The following is a 17,935-nucleotide window of genomic DNA, read 5'->3' on the forward strand; positions in this document are numbered from 1 at the left end:
GCGGCCGTCACTCGAGAGGTCATGGCTATCGCCGCGCTCCTGTGATGCCGCGGCCGTGTGCCATTCCGCTGTCGGCCGTCATGTAGACCTGGGTCTCCAACGCGTTCGGCAGAGGTTCACCGGCCCGTCCGTGCACCTTCCACCACTCCTGTGCGAGAGCGTGCAGGAGTACGCCACGGCTTCGGTAATCGCTCTGGCGGTCCTGCCCCAGACCCTTCTCGAAGCGTGTCTGCTCGTCCTCCACCCAGCTGTCGGTCAGCGCGGACAGACCGGCCTGCAGATCCGAGCCCACGACCGGAACGTGCGCGGCCACGCCATTGGCGACGGCCGCCCACCCCGGCGGCTCCGGCGGCTTCGACTCCAGCTGGACCGCCTGCGCACGGACCTCCTCCATGAACCCGACCGTCCGCGCCGCCTGGATCAGAGAGTCCTTCGGGTACGTCTGGTCCGGCCGGTGGATGTCCTCCACCATCGGGGTGTTCAGCCCCACGTTGAGCGCCGCGTAACCCTGCGGGTCCCGGGACACCTGCTTCGCGACCTCGAACAGGTCCGGCTGCGAGACCGGGGTCCCCTCCATGTCGAACCCGGACGCCACCTGGTGGACCGTCGCCCCGTGGTTGGCCATGATCCGCCCCATCGCCTCGCGCAGCGGCTCGGGGAACCGGTCCTCCATACCGGCCAGGTGCCGCACCGACCGCTGGAACACCTCGTCGTTCGCCGCCGTGTGCTCGACGAAGCCGGCTCCCGGCGACGCGGGCGGGATCCCGGTGGCCGCCGCCTCCAACGCTGAGGCGAAGCCCGCGTGGGCGTCCGCGTCGAGCGTGTCCGCGCTGTGCTCCAGGCGGGCAGCGCCCGGTGACTCGAGGGCCAGGGTGTACCAGTTGCGGTCAGCGGTCAGGTACTTCATCCGGTCCTCGTCCCGCAGGTACGCGGCCGCTCCCTCCGGGTCCCGGCTCATCAGCCCGAGCACGCCGTCCAGCGGGTCATTGGCGAACCAGCCGTCCTTCCCGGTGATCGGGCCCTTGATGTGCCACAGGTCGTCCGTCTTCCGCTCCGCGTCGATCAGGTCGTCGCCCAGGTCGGCGAGGTACTGGGACCCGAAGTCCCCGCCCTGCCCCATCAGGCTCACCAGCGACTGGTAGCCGCGCTCCTCGGCCAGACGTTCCGCCGCGAAGCGCGAGCCGTGCTGCTCGAGACCGGCCTCGCGCATGTCGGACCGCCACTGCTCGTACCAGGGCGAGTCGGTGTCACGGGTCGCGGTCGCGAGCGTCCGGGAGAGCCCGGACGTCACCTCCGCCATCCCGCGTGACTCGTCGCCGCCGCCGGGGAGGTGGGCCATTCCGTTGGCCTGACTCGCGACGGCGAGCATGCCCTCCGCTCCCAGTCCGCCGAGGAAGGTCCGGGCGAAGCCGGGGTCGTGCTGGTTGTCCCGGAACAGCCGCCGCAGTTCGTCGGTCTCCGCCGGGCTCAGCTTCTCGCCCTTGGCCATGCGCTGCGCCAGCTCACTGCCGGCGCGGGCCTCGTACACCTCGACGTCGTGCACCGCGTGGGCGTTGAAGCCGCCCGCCGTGCCGTCGCCCGGCCGTCCGTCGCCCGTCACCGCGCGGAGGGCGATCGCGACGCCCCGGTCGGCGTCGTCGACCGCCCTGACCGCGTTGTCGATCCGCTGCTGCCAGCCGTCGACCGACCCGCACGTCTCACCGGGCTTCGGCGGCTCGGCCGTCCTCTCGTCCACGGTCACGACGCCCCGCTCGGAGACCCGCAGCCCGGCCGCCTCCGCCTCCTTGCGGACCGCCTCCAGCCGCTTGTGGAGCGTCGCGAACTGGGCGTACGCGTCCTGCAGCAACGACGCCACCGCCAAGGCCTCCTTGCGGGCCGCCCGGTACTCGGCCAGCGTGACGTCGAAGCCCGAACTCGCGGCCCCCGCCGCAACTCCCGTCCACTGACCGGGCTGTCCGGAACCCGCCGCGACGGCGTGCACCTCGCGCAGGTAGTCCTCCTCCTGCGCGACGAACTCCCCGGCCATCTCCTCCCACTGCTCGGCCGCGGTCATCAGGGCGAGGAGCTCGGTGGTCATGATCTCGTGGTACGTCGGCACCGTGGGCCGCCCTCCCTAGAAGGAGTCGAGCGGCGAGACCAGGCGCAGCCCGTTCCCGATCGCACGATCCGTGCCGGTGTAGAGATGTGCCGTGCCGCGCAGCGCGGTCTTCTCCGCGCCGAGGCGGTTCATCAGCTTCGTCACCTGCTCGTTCCAGGTCCTGTGCGCGTCGCGCAGCGCCTTGCCGCTGGCCCACCCGTCACCGTCCGCGGCCGCCAGCGCCTTCACCGCCCGCTCGGTACCGGACTCCGCCGTACGGCCGGCCGCACGGGTCCCCGGCTCCAGGTGCACCTCCAGTGCCCGGGCCGCCGCCTTCTTCCTGACCGGGGACGCCACCAGGTCCGGCTGGACCCCTGGCACCGCCCCAGCCTCCACCGACTCCTCCGCCGCCACCTATGTGCCCCTTCGTCAACTTCTGTGTGCTTTGCGTGATGACTTCGTGACGGAAGGTAGCAGGGGGTGGGGCTGTCGTCACCGCAGCGTGACCGACGACCCATACGCCCCGGGCCTCGCACCCGCAAATCCAACCCCTTCGTGATCAACGTGCTGAACTGCACGTTCACCCCCAGGTGTTGCAGATCACGGTCACCGGGTATGCCGGAACATCGGGGCCGCTGTGCGGACTTGAGCCTCGTGGTGTAGACGTAGAAGCCCGCTGCCGCACGAGGTCTCGGCTCGCCGTTCATGATCGCAAGCTGTATCAAGGCCGTTGCAGAAGGCAGTTGGGAGAGTCACGCGAAGTGACTACAGTGGTCTTGTTGCGACATGAACGCATCACGGGTCGGCAGCGAAGGCCCCTGAAGCGGGCGACAACAACGGGGAGATGACACGATCGTGCTGGATGATGGCGCGGGTGGCGCTTACCTCAGGCGGGGAGTCGAAGCGCTCAGCTCGTTCAAGAAGAAGGTCGACGCGGTCCTCGACACCTTGGACGCGTCACCGGCCAACGCCAACCAGGTGGAAAGCCTGACGCTGACCCGCGAGTCGCTCGCCGGCGGCTCCGCCTTCGGCGAGGCCGTCGGTCTCTACGCCCAGTACGCCCAGGCGCATGCGCGCATCTCGACGCTGTCCAGGACGCTCGGCCTGCAGATAGAGGCCCTTCAGATCGCCGTGCACGGTGCGGACATCGGGTTCGACAACCTCGAGGAAGACGCGCGGCGCAGGTTCCGCGAGATCGAGATTGACCTCCGGCGTGAGCAGGAGCGCGAGCAGGATCTCGCCACTAACGCCAAGAAGCGCATCCAGGGAGGTGGGTTCTGATGGGCGGCCACGGTGGTCACGACGACAAGTACTACGACGAGCAGATCAAGGACGACCTCGAAGAAGTCCAGGGGAACGCCCAGGTCATCGACCTGGTCAACACGCTGGAGCGCGTCTTCGGCGCCATGCTGCCTGGTGGTGGCGGGCGGTTCTTCGGCCGGACGAACTTCGAGGGTCACCGCCTCAACGACATGATCGACATGGTGGAGCCGGCCAATCCCGAGCAGGTCGAGGAGGTCGGCGCTGCGCTGTTGAAGGCGAGCACGGCCATCGACGAGGCGGCGGAACAGCTTCGTGTCGACATCGCCAAGGTCGACTGGGAGGGCGAGTCGGCCGAGGCGTTCGAGACCTGGAGTACCAACCTCGTCACCAAGGCCAAGGCGTTGGCGACCTACTCGGAAACCGTGGGCGAGCAGGTCACCCTGGCCGGCTCCGGCCTCGCCTCGGTCCGCAAGTCCATGCCGCCCCGTGACACGCGGGAAGACCCGAAGTCGGTCTCGGACATCCCCTCGCCCGCGCGTGTGGACAGCAACGAGGAGTACGCCGCCGCGGTCAAGGCAGAGCAGCACCGGCAGGAGGCGATCAACCAGATGATCCGCCTTTCGTCGTTCTATGCAGTCTCGGAGGAGGCATTGGCGGGGCAGGAGCCGCCGACCTTCGATCCGATGCCGAATGTCGCGGTGCCTGCCCCACGGAACGTAGATCTGTACGAGGGTGCCAAGCAGTCCGGTCAGACCGGGTATGCCGGAGAGCCGTCGGTCGCAAGTGGGCGTGGCTACGCCGACGAGGCTGCGCCGGTCATCGGACGTGTCGATGGATCTGCCGCAGGTGTCGCTCCGGAGGTCCAGCCTGCGAGCAGCGGGTCCATGCAGATCGACAGTGTGGCGACAGTCGCTCCTCCTCAGGACACGACGAAGCCGATCAGTTCCTCTCCCGCAACCGGCCCTGCCGCAACAGGCACCCCTGTCCCGCCGGCCACCGCACCTGTGGGCCCCACCACCGCCGTTGGTCGTGGCGGTGGCCCCAACGCCCGCCAGATGCCGATCTCGGCCCAGGGTCAGGCGCCCCGCGGGGTGACCGGTGCCGGGGGTAAGGGCACCGGACCGGCGGTCAGCCGCAGCCCCATGCAGCCCGTCGGTCCGACGGGCCAGCAGGCTGCGGGGCGTGCGGGTGGCGCAGGTGCTCGTGGTCCTGTGGGTCCGACGGGCCAGCAGGCCACCGGGCGTGCGGGTGCTCGTGGTCCTGCGGGGCAGCAGGCGGCCACCGGGCGCGCGGGGGGCGCGGGTGCTCGAGGCCCAGTAGGCCCTGTGGGCCAGCAGGCGGCTACGGGTCGGGCAGGCGGAGGCGGTGCTCGAGGGCCTGTGGGGCCGATGGGTCAGCAGCAGGCTGCGGGCCGTGCGGGTGGCGCCGGTGCTCGTGGAGCCGTGGGGCCGATGGGTCAAACGCAACCCGTTACCGGTCGGCAGGCGAACAACCGCAGTGTCGGCCGCGTGACCGGTGCCACCCCCGCCCCTCACGGCGTTGCCGGCGGAGTTCCGCGGGCCAACGCACCGGTCGGCGGGCAGGGCTCCGGACGTCCGGTCCAGAGCGGTGCAGCGGCGACCGGCGGGGTGGTGGGCGGAAGGCCCGCCGGGATGGCGCCGAACGGCCCCAACGGCACCCGCGTGCCGCGCGGCACGGTGATCGGCGGTTCCGACGGTGTCACCCGTGGAACGGGCGAGCAGCCTGGGCGCCGAGGCGTGGTCGGTGCCTCCGGCACCCCGGCCGCCGGCGCGGCCAGGCCGGTGCAGCGCCCCAACGCGGCGCCCGGTGGGGTGGTCGGCGCGCCGAGCGGGGCGGGCTCCCGGCGGAACCGTGACAAGAAGCGATCGACCGATGCCGAGCGGCGCAATACACCGCCCACCAACGGCTGACGAACAGAGCGAGGACAGACAAGGACATGGCGTCAGTCATCAGCAGACCTGGTAGAACAGTCGCCCACCGCCGTGGTCGCATGAGCAGGAGGCTGTCCGCCGTCGGGGCGACGTGTGGGGCGCTGGCCCTGACGATGGTTGGAGCCATCCCTTCGGCTTCGGCGGCTGAAGCCCCCGAGGGTTGGCACCTCACCGCGATGAAGGCCCGCGAGATGTGGAAGACCAGCACCGGCGACGGTGTGACGGTCGCGGTGATCGACTCCGGTGTCAATCCTCAGACGCCCTCCCTGAAGGGGCAGGTCATCGAGGACGGCATCTCTGGTACCGCCGGCTACAAAGCGACCGTGGACACCGACGGCCACGGCACCAGCATGGCGGAGAACATCGCGGGGACCGGAGCGGGTGGTGGGATCAAAGGCCTGGCACCTGGCGCAAAAATTTTGCCTATCCGCCTCGGCATCGATCTGAGCAAGTCCGAGAAGAAGAAGGCGCCTACCGTCGCCCAGGCCATCAGGGCTGCGGCAGACAGTGACGCCAGAATCATCAACATGTCGTTCGGTGCGCCCTGGATCCGCGACGAGGACGTCGCGGCAGTCAGGTACGCGTACTCCAAGGGCAAGCTCCTCTTCGCCAGCGTCGGTAATGACGCCGGGAAGAAGTCCCCGGAGGGCAAGAACATCGGCTACCCCGCAGGCTATCCCTACGTCGTGGGTGTGGCCGCTGTCGATAAGGCCAGCACGGTGGGGAAGTTCTCCGAGCAGGGTGCCGATGTGGACCTCGCCGCTCCGGGGCTCGACCTGTCTGGCTGGTGTGACGACACGTTCACCCGGTACTGCCCTGCCCAGGGCACGAGTTACGCCGCAGCTATCGCTTCCGCCTCTGCCGCCCTGATCTGGTCCGTCCACCCCGAGTGGACCAACAACCAGGTGCTGAATGCTCTGATCGAGACCGCCGGTCGGGATTGGCCGCGGGAGGAGACGAGTGTCTACCTGGGGCACGGTCTGGTGCGTCCCCGCATCGTCCTGGCGGACCCGAAGTTCGACCCCGGGGCCCCTGACGTCGACCCGTTGCTGAAGCAGCACGAGGTCATGTTCAAGAGCCTCGAGGTCTTCCAGCCCATCCCCTCGCCCACCCCCACCACCCCCGCCGACGCCTCCTCCAAGACCCCCGCGGGCGGCGCCGAGCCCGTCCCCGGCGGCAAGGGCGAGGAAGCCGGAGCGACGGACACGGACACCGCCGCCGCGCAGGACGGCGACAGCGGCGCCCTGTGGCCGATCGCCGGCGCGGCCGCCGCCGTGGTGGTGCTCGGCGGCGTCGTCGCCTTCGTCGTCATGCGGAAGCGGCGCACCGCCTGAGCTGATCACGGCATCCGCCCCGCACCGGACCACTCCGACCAACAGACCGACCGGCACATCAAGACCGCTGACGAAAGGGATCACAGGCCATGGCTTCAGATGGACAGCTTCTCCGGGACAGTGAGGTCCAAGCCCTCCAGAAGAACATCGTCGAACGCTTCGAGTCGATCAAGGGTCAGATGACCCGGCTGCAGGGCACCATCGACCAGCTGGAGGGCCACTGGCGGGGCATCGGCGCCGCGGCCTTCAACCGGAAGCAGGTCGAGATCAACGAGCACATGCGCGACATCGGCCAGCTGCTCGTGAAGTTCCTCGACAACATCAACATGACCCGCAGGGACAAGGACAACCTCGAGGACGAGGTGCGGGGCACGATCGACTCCATCGACGTGCAGTACGGCGGCAAGACCTCCGCGATCAACGGTTACTGACCGCACGCCGGCGGGCCCCCGCACAGCGAGCACCCACCACGAGCATGAGACGAGGGAACCATGTCGATGAACCAAGATGAACTTGCCGTCAAGTACGGCGGGCTCGACGCCCTGACCACCGAGCTGGGCACCCAGGCGCAGAAGCTGGAGCAGGACCTCGGCGCGCTGAAGTCCGCGATCGCCCAGGCGGCGACGGGCTGGGAGGGCGAGGCCGCGACCGCCTTCCAGGAGGTCATGGTGGAGTGGGACAAGCACGCCAACGCCATCCACACGGCGCTGATGCAGATCGGTTCGAAGGTCTCCCAGGCCGGCGGTGACTACCGCGGTGGTGACCTGAAGGCGGCCGGTTACTTCCACGGCTGATCCACCGGCCACGGCTGCTCCACAGGCCGAGCCGCGACACAGGAACCGGGGCGGGACGCGCACGGAGGGCGCCCTGCCCCGGTTCCTTGCCGTCCGGGCGATGCCGGCCGCTCAGAGTTCCCCGCCCGACTCGCAGGCGTCCGACTTCTCGACAGCCTTGGTGAAGGCGTCGATGATGCGCTTCATGGCGTCGGCGTCACGGTGCTCGGAACCGTAGGCGCGTACAGCGGTGAACAGCCGGTCACCGTCGTCGGGGGCGGTGCACCCGGTCCGTCCGAAGCCCTCTCGGTCGGACCACAGGAAGTGGCCGTTGCCGGTGCTGTGGTCCGGATGCTCCAGAGTGACACCTCCGGCGAAGTCGCCCGTGCGGGTGTCCGGCTCGTTCCACTCCACCGTCGTGGCCAGGACGTCCTTCCCGTCCACGAACACCGTGCAGCCCGTCTTCCAGCTCAGCTCGTCCGTCGCGTCCCGTTCCTTGACCTCGATCTTCTTACCCGCCGGAAGGAACGGGGCCAGGTCGTCCGTGCTCACCGGAATGCCACACAGGCTGTGCGGCACCGTGTACTCCCGCTGTGCCTCGCTCCCGCAGCCTGACAGGGCCGCGGCCGTCACGATTGACGCACTGATCACCGCGCAGGTGCGGAACAGAGCGACTGCGGTGCGGGACAGCAGCATGGGGGTGCTCCTTGCGAAGGGTGACCGGTGGCCCGGGGCGACGGCCCTCAGCCCTGCCCCCGGCACAGGTCCGACGACCGGGCCTGCTCGGTGTACGCGGACGCGAGCCGCTTCATCGCCTCGGCGTCCCCCACGTCGTCGGCCAGTGCCTCGAGGGAGGCGTACAGCGTCTGGTCCTCCTTGGGCGGAGTACATCCCGACAGGCGTGACACCGCGCCGCGTTCGGTGTACATCAGGTCGTCGTCGCCCTTGGTCGTGCCGCCGTCCTTCATGCCGCGGTTGAGGCCGAAGAACTGGAAGATGCCGCCCCGGCGCTCACGCCACTCCAGCGAGGCGACGAAGACCTGCTTGCCGTCGACCTGCACCGTGCAGCGCGCCTCTCCGTCGAAGGGCCGGTCCTCCTTCACCGTGACCTGCTCACCGGCCGGCAGGAAGGGCTCCAGCGACTCGGCGGGGACCTTGGTGCCGCACAGCGAGGCCGGCGTCTTGTAGGCACGATCCGGTTCGCTCGAACAGCCGCTCAGCAGGCCCGTTGCGACAGCCGTGGCCAGCGCCGCCGCTGACAGCCCACGGACGGCGGACGGGAGACGGTTCACGGCACCGGCGAGTGGATTGGACATGGTCTTGCTTCCTCCGAACAGACAACGTTGGCCGCAGGCACGGTCGTGGAACCACGGGGGCCGGAACCGCGGCGTGGGCCGGCCCCCGGTACGTGGCCTCAGCGGTCCGTCTGCAGTTCCGCGGCGACCTTGTCGCAGTATTCGCCACCGGCCGTGAAGCCCTGCCGGACCCCCGACCGGGCGGCCTCCGCCAGGTCGCCCGAGTCCTCGTGCCCGTGCGTCCGGGCCGCCTGCTCGGCGGCCCGGCGCACGTACTCCTTGGTGTGGTCCTCGCTGGTCTCCCAGGACGCGTTGATCTCCCCGGCGGCCTCGTCGAGTTTCGTGCCCTTGCCCTCGCCGAAGACGGCGTCGATCAGGGCGCTGCTGGCAGCGTCGGCGGCACCGCCCACGACCGCGCCCGCGATCGGGCTGGCGATCAGTGAGGTGCCTGCGCCGACGACGGTGCCGACGCCCGCGGACACCAGGTCCTTGCGCTGCTGCACGGACTCCTCGTACTTCTTGTCCGCCTCCGCCGCGTCCCCGGCGATGCCCTCCTGGCGGCCGACGGCCAACGCGCCGCCGACCTCGCCCGCGCTGTGCGCGATCTCCTCGACCGTGCGGTTCAAGTCGTCCGGCAGATAACGCTGCTCCACGGGCAGCGAGGGGTCGAGGTGGTAGTCCATGAGGTTGGCCACGTACGCCTTCTGCGCCACGTCCACGGCCGCGTACCCCTCCGGGTTCTGGCCAACGGTCAGCAGGAACCGGCTGACCTCGTGATGCTGCATGCGAGCGTCCTCCCCGGCGACGGGGAAGAGGTTCATGATGCGCTGCTGCGCCTCTTTGTCGAGCGGGTCGTTGCTGTCCAGGTCGACATCGGTCATGGAGCGGTTGATGTCGGGCAGGTACTCGGAGGCCATCTGGCCGAGACTGTCCGACATGAACCCGTGGTCGGTGAGCCGCTTGGGGTCGTCGGAGACCGAACTGACCACCGACTCGAACAGCCGGGCCTGCTCCGCGGTGTGAGCGGGCGTGTCCGCGGTCGGCAGCTCGCCCGCCGGGTGCCCGGTGGTCGCCGCCTCCAGGGCCAGCGCCAGGGTGTTGCGGCCGGTGTCGAGTTCGTCCCCGTCGAGTGCGTACTCCTTGGGCCACTCCCGCTCCTCGAAGAGGTACTGGAAGTTAGAGAGGCTGACCGCACCCTTCTTGCCGTTGCCGTCGGTGTCCCGCTCGAACGGGTTGTCCTCGTCGTTCTTGTTCACGTACTCCTGGTTGAAGAAGTCGGTGGCCGCGTCCGGGCTGTTGGAGAGTGCCTTGAGGTAGCCGGTGAGCGGGTCGTCGCCGCTGTCGTCGCCCATCCGGTTGAGGCGTGCGTCCATGCCCATGTGGGTCCAGGCCATGTTGGCGTGCTCGCCGTTGCCGGTGAGCTGGCGTTCGGTCTGCATGAGCGCGTTGCCGTAGCGGGTGAGGAAGCTGTCGTCGAAGTCGCCCGCGCGCATCAGGTTGCTCATCACCTGGAAGCCCATCGGGCCGTACCCGTCGCGCCCGGTCGGCTTGTCGCCCAGGGCGATCATCTTGTTCTGCCAGTCCGCCATCGCGGGGGAGTCGCTCTGCGTGGCGGCGGCGAGGGTGAGGCTCAGGTTCTTCTGCAGGTCGCCGTACTGTTCGACGCGCTCGTAGCCGAGGCGGGCGCCGTAGTGCGGGTCGTTGATGCCGGTCCAGAAGTCCAGCACCCCCTTCGGCCCGAGGGTGGTCGCGAAGGTCTCGGCGAACAACGGGTCGCCGGCGTGCTCCTTGAGGCCCGCGTTGAGGCGGTCGAACTCCTCGGGGGAGATGTCCTCGGGCTTCTGCTGGGCCAGCTTGGCCAGTTCCTCCGCGTCCCGCACCGCGTCCGCAGCGCTGTCGCGGTCCGAGTACTTGGCGTCGGAGAAGCCCAGGCGGCTCTGGTCGGCTATCGCGGTGAGGACCTTGCGGGCGCTCTCGTCGCTCTCGGTGGCCTTGGTGAGTATCCCCTGCACCTCGTCCCGCAGGGCGGTGACGTCGCTCGCGTCGTGCTCGGGAACGGTGTGCCCCTTGGCGGCACGGTCGGGGTGGACGTTCATCGTCACGGTGAATCCGCCGTCGCCGGTGTCCATGACGGTCAGGTTCTTCTTCAGGCCACGGTCGATCGCGTCCGTCAACTGCTGCTTGAAGGACTTCAGTTCACCGGTCGTGTCCTTGAGGATGTTGTGGATGGTGGTCGCCTGGGTGTGGGCGTCCTTGAACTCCCCGGCGGTCTTGCCGATGAACTCCTTGGTGACCTGACTGTTCTCACCGGCCCAGTTGGCCTTCAGCGAGGTCTTGTGAAGGCCGTCCTCGGCGTCCTTGGCCAGCGTCTCCAGATTCGAGGAGACCAGTCGCCACTCCTCGACGGCGGCGTCGAGCTGGGAGAAGTTGGCGAAACGCAGCGCGTTCAGATCCATGGCAGCTCCCCCGTCACTTCTTCTTGTCGTCGCCGTAGATCGGGTTCGGCTTCCCGGGGTCACCGGCCCGCTCGTCGAAGCCCGCGTCCAAGGCGGTGATGCTGCTCATCTGACGCAGGATGTAGTCCTCGTCGTTGGCGTGGATCTTGCGCGTCACCTGCATGTGGTTGCTGATGTGCGCACAGGCGTCGAGCAGCGAGTTCAGCTGCGTGCTCCACCTCAGCGACACGTGGCTCAGCCCGGAACCCAGCGCGAAGCCCTGGCCGGTGAGGTCGCGGGCGGCGCCGTCGACGGCCTCCTTGAGGCGGGCCTTGTCCCACAGTTGGTCGTAGAGGGTGTGCGCCTCCTTGCCGATGGCGACCAGGTCCTTCTGGTGGACCTCCAGGTCACCCGCCGACGACGGTGGCCGGCCGGAGCCGCCGCCCATGTCGTCCGGCAGCCGGTTCAGCCGCATGTTGCCCGAGGCGCGTTCCGCCGCGTCGGACTTCAGCTGCTCCCACTCGTCCCATGCCATGAAGATCTCCCCCGATTCAGCTCGGTGACGGCGCGGTCGCCCACAGCCAGACGATCAGCGCCACGAATCCCAGCGAGCAGCAGATCAGCGCGACCCGCTGCCGTCGGTATGCCCCTTCCGAAGGCTCGTTGTGCTCCGGGTGGGCGTAGTTCTTCGCCTGGAAGCGCCACCACATCTTCTTCTGGTCGAGGAGCCCCAGCACGCCGGGTATCAGCGCGACCAGGATCCCGAACACCATCAGGCCGCCCATCAGTACGTCCCCTCCGGCACGAGTCCCGTCTGGACCAGCGGCTTGCCGCGCCGGCGCGAGACGAACACGCCCCGCCCCGCCGGCATCGGCCGGGGCCGCACCCCGCCGAGCAGGTCGCCCTCGCCGGGGTCGCCCGCCAGCACCAGGCCCTGGGCGCCCAGCTCCTTGATCCGCTGGATGAACGCCTCGTAGCCCGCCCGCCCGGCGCCCGCGGTGGAGCGGGCGATGATGAACCGCACGCCCACGTCGCGTGCGAACGGCAGGTGCTCGGTCAGCCCGGCCAGCGGGTTGCCCTGCGAGGTCGACACCAGGTCGTAGTCGTCGACGACCACGAACACGTTCGGCCCGCTCCACCAGCTGCGGTCCCGCAGCTGCTGCGCGGTGACGTCGGCGGTGGGCGAACGGCGCCGCATCAGGTCCGCCAGCGCCGCCATGTGATGGTCCATCGTGTTGGACATCGGGATGTACTCGGCCAGGTGCGAGTCGGGCGTCACGTCCAGCAGCGAACGCCGGTTGTCGACCACGAACAGCTTGCACGCGTCGCCCGGATACCGCTGCGTGAGCTGCTTGATCAGCAGCCGCAGCAGGTTCGACTTGCCGGACTCGCTCTCGCCGAAGACCAGGAAGAACGGATCCTGGTCGAAGTCGACGAACACCGGCTCCAGCGTGTTCTCGTCCAGCCCGAACGCCACGCCCCGCTCCGGGAAGCGGTCGCCGGCCGGCAGCTCCGCCAGAGGCAGCCGGCGCGGCAGCAGCCGCACCTTGGGCGCCCCCGGCGCCTTCCAGTGCCGGGTCACCTCGGAGGCCAGCGCCGCCGTGGCGTCCGCCAGGTCCGAGTCCGAGGTCAGACCGTCGATGCGCGGCACCGCCGCCATGAAGTGCAGCTTCTGCGGCGACTGACCGCGGCCCGGGACGCCCGACGGCACGTTCGCCGCCACCTTGCGGTCGAACTCCGAGTCCATCGGGTCGCCGAGCCTCAGCTCGAGGCGGTTCATCAGCTGGTCCTTGAGGTTCGAGCGGACCTCCATCGACCGCGAGGCGGTGAGCACCAGGTGGACGCCGTAACCCAGACCGCGCGCCGCGATCTCCAGCACGATCGGCTCCAGCGCCTCGTACTCGCCCTTGAAGTTGCCCCAGCCGTCGATCAGCAGGAAGACGTCGCCCCACGGCTGGTCCGTCATCGAGATGGTGCCGCGCGCCCGCCGCTGGCGGAACTCCGCGATCGACGGGATGCCCGCCGCCCGGAAGTACTCCTCACGCCGGTTCAGCACGCCGTACACCTCGGCCACCGTGCGCCGCACCCGCTCCGGATCCAGCCGCGAGGCCACGCCGCCCACATGGGGCAGCCCCTCGATGGACACCATGCCGCCGCCACCGAAGTCCAGCCCGTAGAACTGCACCTCCTGCGGGGTGTGGGTCAGCGCGAACGACGACACCAGCGCGCGCAGCAGCGTCGACTTGCCGGACTGCGGACCGCCCAGGATCTGCATGTGACCGGCCGCGCCCGAGAAGTCCACCCACAGCGGATCACGCCGCTGCTCGTACGGCTTGTCGACGATGCCCACCGGCACCACCAGACGCCCCGCGCCCTCGTAACCGGGCTGGGTGAGGCCACGGCCCTCCACGGCCGTCAGACCCGGCAGCAGACCATCCAGCGACGGCGGACTGTCCAACGGCGGCAGCCACACCTGGTGCGCCGCCGGCCCCTGCGCCTCCAGCCGCTTCACGATCACGTCCAGCACCGTGTCCGCCAGCGCGTCGTCGCCGCCCGCGCTCTCGGACACGGTCCGCTGCCGCGGCACCTGCGCGTAGCGCACCGGCACCTCGGCCGCCGTGAACAGCACCGGCCGCCGGTCCACCGGCAGCGACCCGCCGGCCAGCGCCGCCTGCTGCGCCCCCGAACGGTGGACGCCGGAGACGTAGGCCGCCTTGAACCGCACCATCTCGTCGGTGCCGAACTTCAGGAACCCGGAACCCGGCACGTTCGGCAGCTCGTAGGCGTCCGGAACGCCCAGCGCCGCCCGCGACTCCGCCGCCGAGAACGTCCGCAGACCGATCCGGTACGACAGGTACGTCTCCAGACCGCGCAGCCGTCCCTCCTCCAGACGCTGCGAGGCCAGCAGCAGATGCACGCCGAGGGAGCGGCCGATACGGCCGATCTGCACGAACATCTCGATGAAGTCCGGCTTCGCGCTCAGCAGTTCGCTGAACTCGTCGATGACCAGCACCAGCGAGGGGATCGGCTGCAGCGGGGCGCCCGCCGCGCGGGCCTTCTCGTAGTCGTGGATGTTGGCGTAGTTGCCCGCGTCGCGCAGCATCTCCTGCCGGCGGTTGAGCTCACCGCGGATGGAGTCGCCCATCCGGTCCACCAGCGTCAGGTCGTCCGCCAGGTTGGTGATCACCGCCGCCACGTGCGGCATCCGCGCCATGCCGGCGAAGGTCGCGCCGCCCTTGAAGTCGGCGAGCACGAAGTTCAGCGTCTCCGACGAGTGCGTGACCGCCAGGCCCAGCACCAGGGTGCGCAGCAGCTCCGACTTGCCGGAACCGGTCGCGCCCACGCACAGGCCGTGCGGGCCCATGCCCTCCTGCGCGGCCTCCTTCAGGTCCAGCATCACCGGACGGCCGTCCTCGCCGAGGCCGATCGGCACCCGCAGCCGCTCCGCCAGCGCCCGCGGCCGCCAGGTCCGCTTCGGGTCCACCGAGGCGGCGTCGCCCAGATTCAGCAGGTCGGTGAACTCCAGGTTCGCCAGAAGCGGTTCGTCGTCGTCACCGCCCGACGCCATCCGCAGCGGAGCCAGCTGCCGCGCCAGCGCCTCGGCCGACGCGTACGACATGGTGTCCGGCGTCCCCTCGTACACCGCGCCGTGCGCCGACTCCAGCCGCAGCGACGACGGGTGCACCGACATCGCCAGGTCGCCCGGAGCGCCCACCTGCTCGCCCGGCACCACCTCGATCAGCGTGACGCCCTGCAGCCCCTCCGGGCTCGCCAGCACCGAGTCGTGGGGCAGCGACACCCCGTCCAGCACCAGCACCAGATGCGGCGTCTCCGGCAGCGGGGGAGCCGCCGGATGGAACCGGGGCCGTCCCGACAGGCTGCCCGACAGCAGGTCCTCCAGCACGCGCGGATCCCCGGAGATCAGCCGACGCGAACCCGCCCCGTCCGGAGCGCCGGGAGCCTGGGCGTGCGGCAGCCACTTCGCCCACTCCCAGTGCTCCAGCGCGCCCTGGCCCGCGGCCACCGCCAGCACCATGTCCTCCGGGGAGTGCAGCGAGGTCAGCGCCCCCGTCATGGCCCGCACCAGGGCGCGCACCGACTCCTGCTCGCCGCTCACCGTCACCCGGTGGAACGCCCGCAGGGACACCGCCATCGGCAGGTCCTCCAGCGTCGAGTGCACCGCCACGAACCGCTGCATCGCGCCCGCGGCCAACGGCTCCAACTGGTCCACCGGCCCGGTCTGCGGAGCGATCAGCGGCGACGCCAGCTGCTGCGGGCCCAGGCCGATCCGCACCTGCGCGAAGTCCTCGTCGCCCGGCCGCCGCTCCCACACCCGGCTGCCCTCGGCGACCAGCGCCCACAGCTGCTCGGGGGAGGGGTGCAGGTAGTACTGGGCGTCCCGCTGCGCGTTCGCGGTGTCCACCGCGCGCTGCCGGGTCATCGTCAGATAGCCCAGGTAGTCACGCCGCAGGTCGGCCAGCTGTCCCTGGTTGCCCCGCCGGAACCGCACCACCATCGCCACCGACATGGCGATCGTCGAGGCGATCATCACCATGCCCATGATCTTCATGAACGGCTTGTCGCTCATGAAGAAGAACACCACCGAACCGCCCATGCCGAGCGTCGGCAGCAGCTGCATCAGCACGCTCTCCTGATGCCCGCGCGGCAACTCCGGCGGTGGCTGCAGCACGATCTCTTCCGTGGGCACCTCGGACGGCAGCGCCCTCGGCGGACGCTTCACGACGATGTGGCTCACTGGTCACCAATCCCCTTGCCGGGCCCTGCCGTTGTCCAGGGCTCCCCGTGGTCCGGGTATGCGGGCCGCGGCGTGATCCTACTGAGTCCACGCAGCACCGGTGAGCGGTATGGTGCCGGATGTTCGCCCCGACCGGACGGCCAGGGCCGCAGGTTGGCGCGGACACACGTGAACGACACCGGACAACACGGACGTTCGGCCGCCGCGGGGACGCCCACACGCCCTCCGCGGTCACCGGACCGCCGCACCCGCCACACGAATCCGTCACGCGCACGCGCCACCGCAGACCACCACCGCACACCACCACCGAGGGGGAGCAGAAGGTGAGCACCACGGCCTCCGCGCCGGCCACCGGACAGGCCGGTCCCGGACCCGCGGGCCCGTCCGGAACGGGCGCCGCCTCCGGACTCGGCTTCTGCCGGGTCACCATCGTCGCGCCCGACAGCCGCATCGACGTGGCACTGCCCGACGACATCCCGGTCGCCGACCTCTACCCGGAGATCCTCAGGCTCTCCCGGCAGAGCCCCGCCGAAGGGGCGCCCGTCGGCTACCACCTCGTCCGCCGCGACGGCACCGTCCTCGACAGCGCCCGCTCCTTCGCGGCCCAGCGCATCCTCGACGGCGAGCTGCTCACCCTGCGGCCCTTCTCCGCCTCGCTGCCGCCCGCCGTCTTCGACGACGTCTCCGAGGCCGTCGCCTCCGCCGTCTCCCGCGACCACACCCTGTGGTCCGGCGACCTCACCCGCACCGGCGGCCTGGTCGCCGGGGGAGTGCTGCCCGCCCTGCTCGCCTTCGTCGCCTGGACCTCGCACCCCGGCCACGACATGCACGGCCTGCCGGGCGTCCTCGCCGCCATCGCCGGCGTGGTCCTCGTCGTCCTGGCCTGCGTCCGCGCCCGCGTCTACGACGACCGCCAGGCCGCCCTCGCGCTCGGCCTGGGGGCGCTGCCCAACATGGGCGTCGCCGGCTCCGGCCTGCTGCCGCTCGCCGACGGCACCGGCATCGGCAAGCTCCAGGTCCTGCTGGCCTGCGCCGCCGTCCTGGTCGCCGCCGTGGTCCTGACACTGTGCTCCCCGCGCGGCGACGGCCCCTTCGTGGCCTGCGTGGTCGCCTCCGCGATCGGCGTGGCCACCCTGTTCGCCGCGCTCGCGCTGCGCTGGAACGCCACCGAGACGGCCGCCCTGTGCGCCCCGCTCGCCGTCGGCGCCCTCGCCTTCCTGCCCGGCGTGTCCCTGCGCTTCGCCCGCCTCCCCATCGGCTTCGACCCGCCGCAGACCGGTACCGCGAGCGCCTACGGCACGCCGGCGACCGAGCCGCAGGAACCGGTCGACCTGCACCGCATCGAGGAGCGCACCCGCCGCGGCCACGAACTGCTCGTCGGCCTCGTCGGAGGCTGCGCCCTGGTCGCCGTCGTCGCCTGCGCGGTGCTCGGCTTCTCCGACGGCCTGTGGGCGCGGCTCCTCGCGCTGGCCACCGGCATCGCGCTGATCATGCGTGCCACCCTGTTCCGCTACACCGCCCAGGTGGGTCCGCTGCTCGCGGCCGGCCTCGCCTCCCTGGTGCTGCTCGGCCTCGGGCTCGCGCTCAACCCGCCGGCCACCGCCGACCCGTCCGCCCTGGAACTGCGCACCCTGTGGCTGGTCGCCGCCGTCGCCGCCGCGACGGCGCTGATCACCGGCATCGGCCTGATCGCCCCGCGCGGCGGCCCGACCCCGTTCTGGGGGCGGTTCCTGGAGATCGCGGAGTCCTTCGTCCTGTTGACCCTGGTCCCGCTGGCCCTCGCGGTCTTCGGCGTCTACGAGGCCGCCCGGGCGATGACCGGCTGACCCCCGCGCCCGGCGGCAGGCCGGGCGCAGCTGGGTCTGGACCGCGCCGGGCCGGTCCACGATCACGACGCGGCCGGTGTCGTTCGCGGTGATGGGCGGCACCGGGCGGGTCCGGCCGGCGTCGCCCGACCAGTCGCCGAGGGTCTCCGCCAGCAGCGCGTCCAGGTCGATGCCGGTCAGGTCGCCGACGATCACGGCCGTCGCGGTGGACGGACGGACATGGG

General features: G+C 70.5%; 14 protein-coding genes and 1 pseudogene. 6 read left to right on the forward strand and 9 right to left on the reverse strand.

All coding sequences use genetic code 11. The features are described from left to right. Positions 1 to 25 precede the first annotated feature (25 nt). Positions 26 to 2,077, reverse strand: a complete 2,052-nt coding sequence (locus tag ACFRAV_RS14485) for a hypothetical protein (RefSeq protein WP_382555094.1) — start codon at positions 2,075 to 2,077, stop codon at positions 26 to 28. Between the two features lie 36 nt (positions 2,078 to 2,113). Next, positions 2,114 to 2,458: a hypothetical protein gene (locus ACFRAV_RS14490; protein ID WP_382555096.1), complete on the reverse strand. Its 345-nt coding sequence runs from the start codon at positions 2,456 to 2,458 to the stop codon at positions 2,114 to 2,116. A gap of 474 nt (positions 2,459 to 2,932) precedes the next feature. Between ACFRAV_RS14490 and ACFRAV_RS14495 the strand changes: the two genes are divergently transcribed. The 5 genes from ACFRAV_RS14495 (at position 2,933) to ACFRAV_RS14515 (ending at position 7,420) form a co-directional block, all read left to right on the forward strand. Further along, complete coding sequence (locus tag ACFRAV_RS14495; RefSeq protein ID WP_382555098.1) at positions 2,933 to 3,358, forward strand: hypothetical protein; 426 nt, start codon at positions 2,933 to 2,935, stop codon at positions 3,356 to 3,358. Further along, positions 3,358 to 5,271, forward strand: a complete 1,914-nt coding sequence (locus ACFRAV_RS14500) for a hypothetical protein (RefSeq protein WP_382555101.1) — start codon at positions 3,358 to 3,360, stop codon at positions 5,269 to 5,271. The genes ACFRAV_RS14495 and ACFRAV_RS14500 overlap by 1 nt, the downstream gene beginning before the upstream one ends. Before the next feature lie 80 nt (positions 5,272 to 5,351). Next, complete coding sequence (locus tag ACFRAV_RS14505) at positions 5,352 to 6,626, forward strand: S8 family serine peptidase (RefSeq protein WP_382555103.1); 1,275 nt, start codon at positions 5,352 to 5,354, stop codon at positions 6,624 to 6,626. Between the two features lie 89 nt (positions 6,627 to 6,715). After that, positions 6,716 to 7,057, forward strand: coding sequence for a WXG100 family type VII secretion target (locus ACFRAV_RS14510; protein ID WP_382555105.1), 342 nt, complete (start codon positions 6,716 to 6,718; stop codon positions 7,055 to 7,057). 66 nt (positions 7,058 to 7,123) lie between these two features. After that, the gene (locus ACFRAV_RS14515) at positions 7,124 to 7,420 is read left to right on the forward strand and encodes a WXG100 family type VII secretion target (protein WP_382555107.1); all 297 of its coding nucleotides are present in this window, start codon (positions 7,124 to 7,126) and stop codon (positions 7,418 to 7,420) included. A 111-nt stretch (positions 7,421 to 7,531) separates the two neighbouring features. Here ACFRAV_RS14515 and ACFRAV_RS14520 read toward each other — a convergent pair whose 3' ends face one another. The 6 genes from ACFRAV_RS14520 to eccCa form a co-directional block, all read right to left on the reverse strand. Beyond that, entirely contained in the window at positions 7,532 to 8,095 is a 564-nt protein-coding gene (locus tag ACFRAV_RS14520) for a hypothetical protein (RefSeq protein WP_382555110.1), read from the reverse strand. A gap of 47 nt (positions 8,096 to 8,142) precedes the next feature. Beyond that, positions 8,143 to 8,715 carry a hypothetical protein gene (locus ACFRAV_RS14525; RefSeq protein WP_382555111.1) on the reverse strand — a complete coding sequence of 191 codons (573 nt, stop codon included), beginning with the start codon at positions 8,713 to 8,715 and terminating at the stop codon, positions 8,143 to 8,145. 98 nt (positions 8,716 to 8,813) lie between these two features. Then, positions 8,814 to 11,150 (reverse strand): hypothetical protein, encoded by a 2,337-nt coding sequence (locus ACFRAV_RS14530; RefSeq protein ID WP_382555113.1) that lies wholly within the window; start codon positions 11,148 to 11,150, stop codon positions 8,814 to 8,816. Positions 11,151 to 11,163: 13 nt separating this feature from the next. After that, positions 11,164 to 11,664 carry a hypothetical protein gene (locus ACFRAV_RS14535; protein WP_382555116.1) on the reverse strand — a complete coding sequence of 167 codons (501 nt, stop codon included), beginning with the start codon at positions 11,662 to 11,664 and terminating at the stop codon, positions 11,164 to 11,166. A gap of 16 nt (positions 11,665 to 11,680) precedes the next feature. Further along, positions 11,681 to 11,914, reverse strand: a complete 234-nt coding sequence (locus ACFRAV_RS14540; RefSeq protein ID WP_382555118.1) for a hypothetical protein — start codon at positions 11,912 to 11,914, stop codon at positions 11,681 to 11,683. Further along, complete coding sequence (gene eccCa / locus ACFRAV_RS14545; protein WP_382555121.1) at positions 11,914 to 15,885, reverse strand: type VII secretion protein EccCa; 3,972 nt, start codon at positions 15,883 to 15,885, stop codon at positions 11,914 to 11,916. The genes ACFRAV_RS14540 and eccCa overlap by 1 nt, the downstream gene beginning before the upstream one ends. A gap of 323 nt (positions 15,886 to 16,208) precedes the next feature. Here eccCa and eccD point away from each other — a divergent pair, with 323 nt between their 5' ends. Next, a complete protein-coding gene (eccD, locus tag ACFRAV_RS14550; RefSeq protein ID WP_382555124.1) occupies positions 16,209 to 17,711 on the forward strand; it encodes a type VII secretion integral membrane protein EccD in 1,503 nt (500 codons plus the stop codon). Positions 17,712 to 17,738: 27 nt separating this feature from the next. Here eccD and ACFRAV_RS14555 read toward each other — a convergent pair. After that, positions 17,739 to 17,935 (reverse strand): annotated as a pseudogene (locus ACFRAV_RS14555) (insulinase family protein); the annotation flags it as partial.

The sequence above is a fragment of the Streptomyces sp. NPDC056600 genome, assembly GCF_042792855.1.
GTDB lineage: Bacteria > Actinomycetota > Actinomycetes > Streptomycetales > Streptomycetaceae > Streptomyces.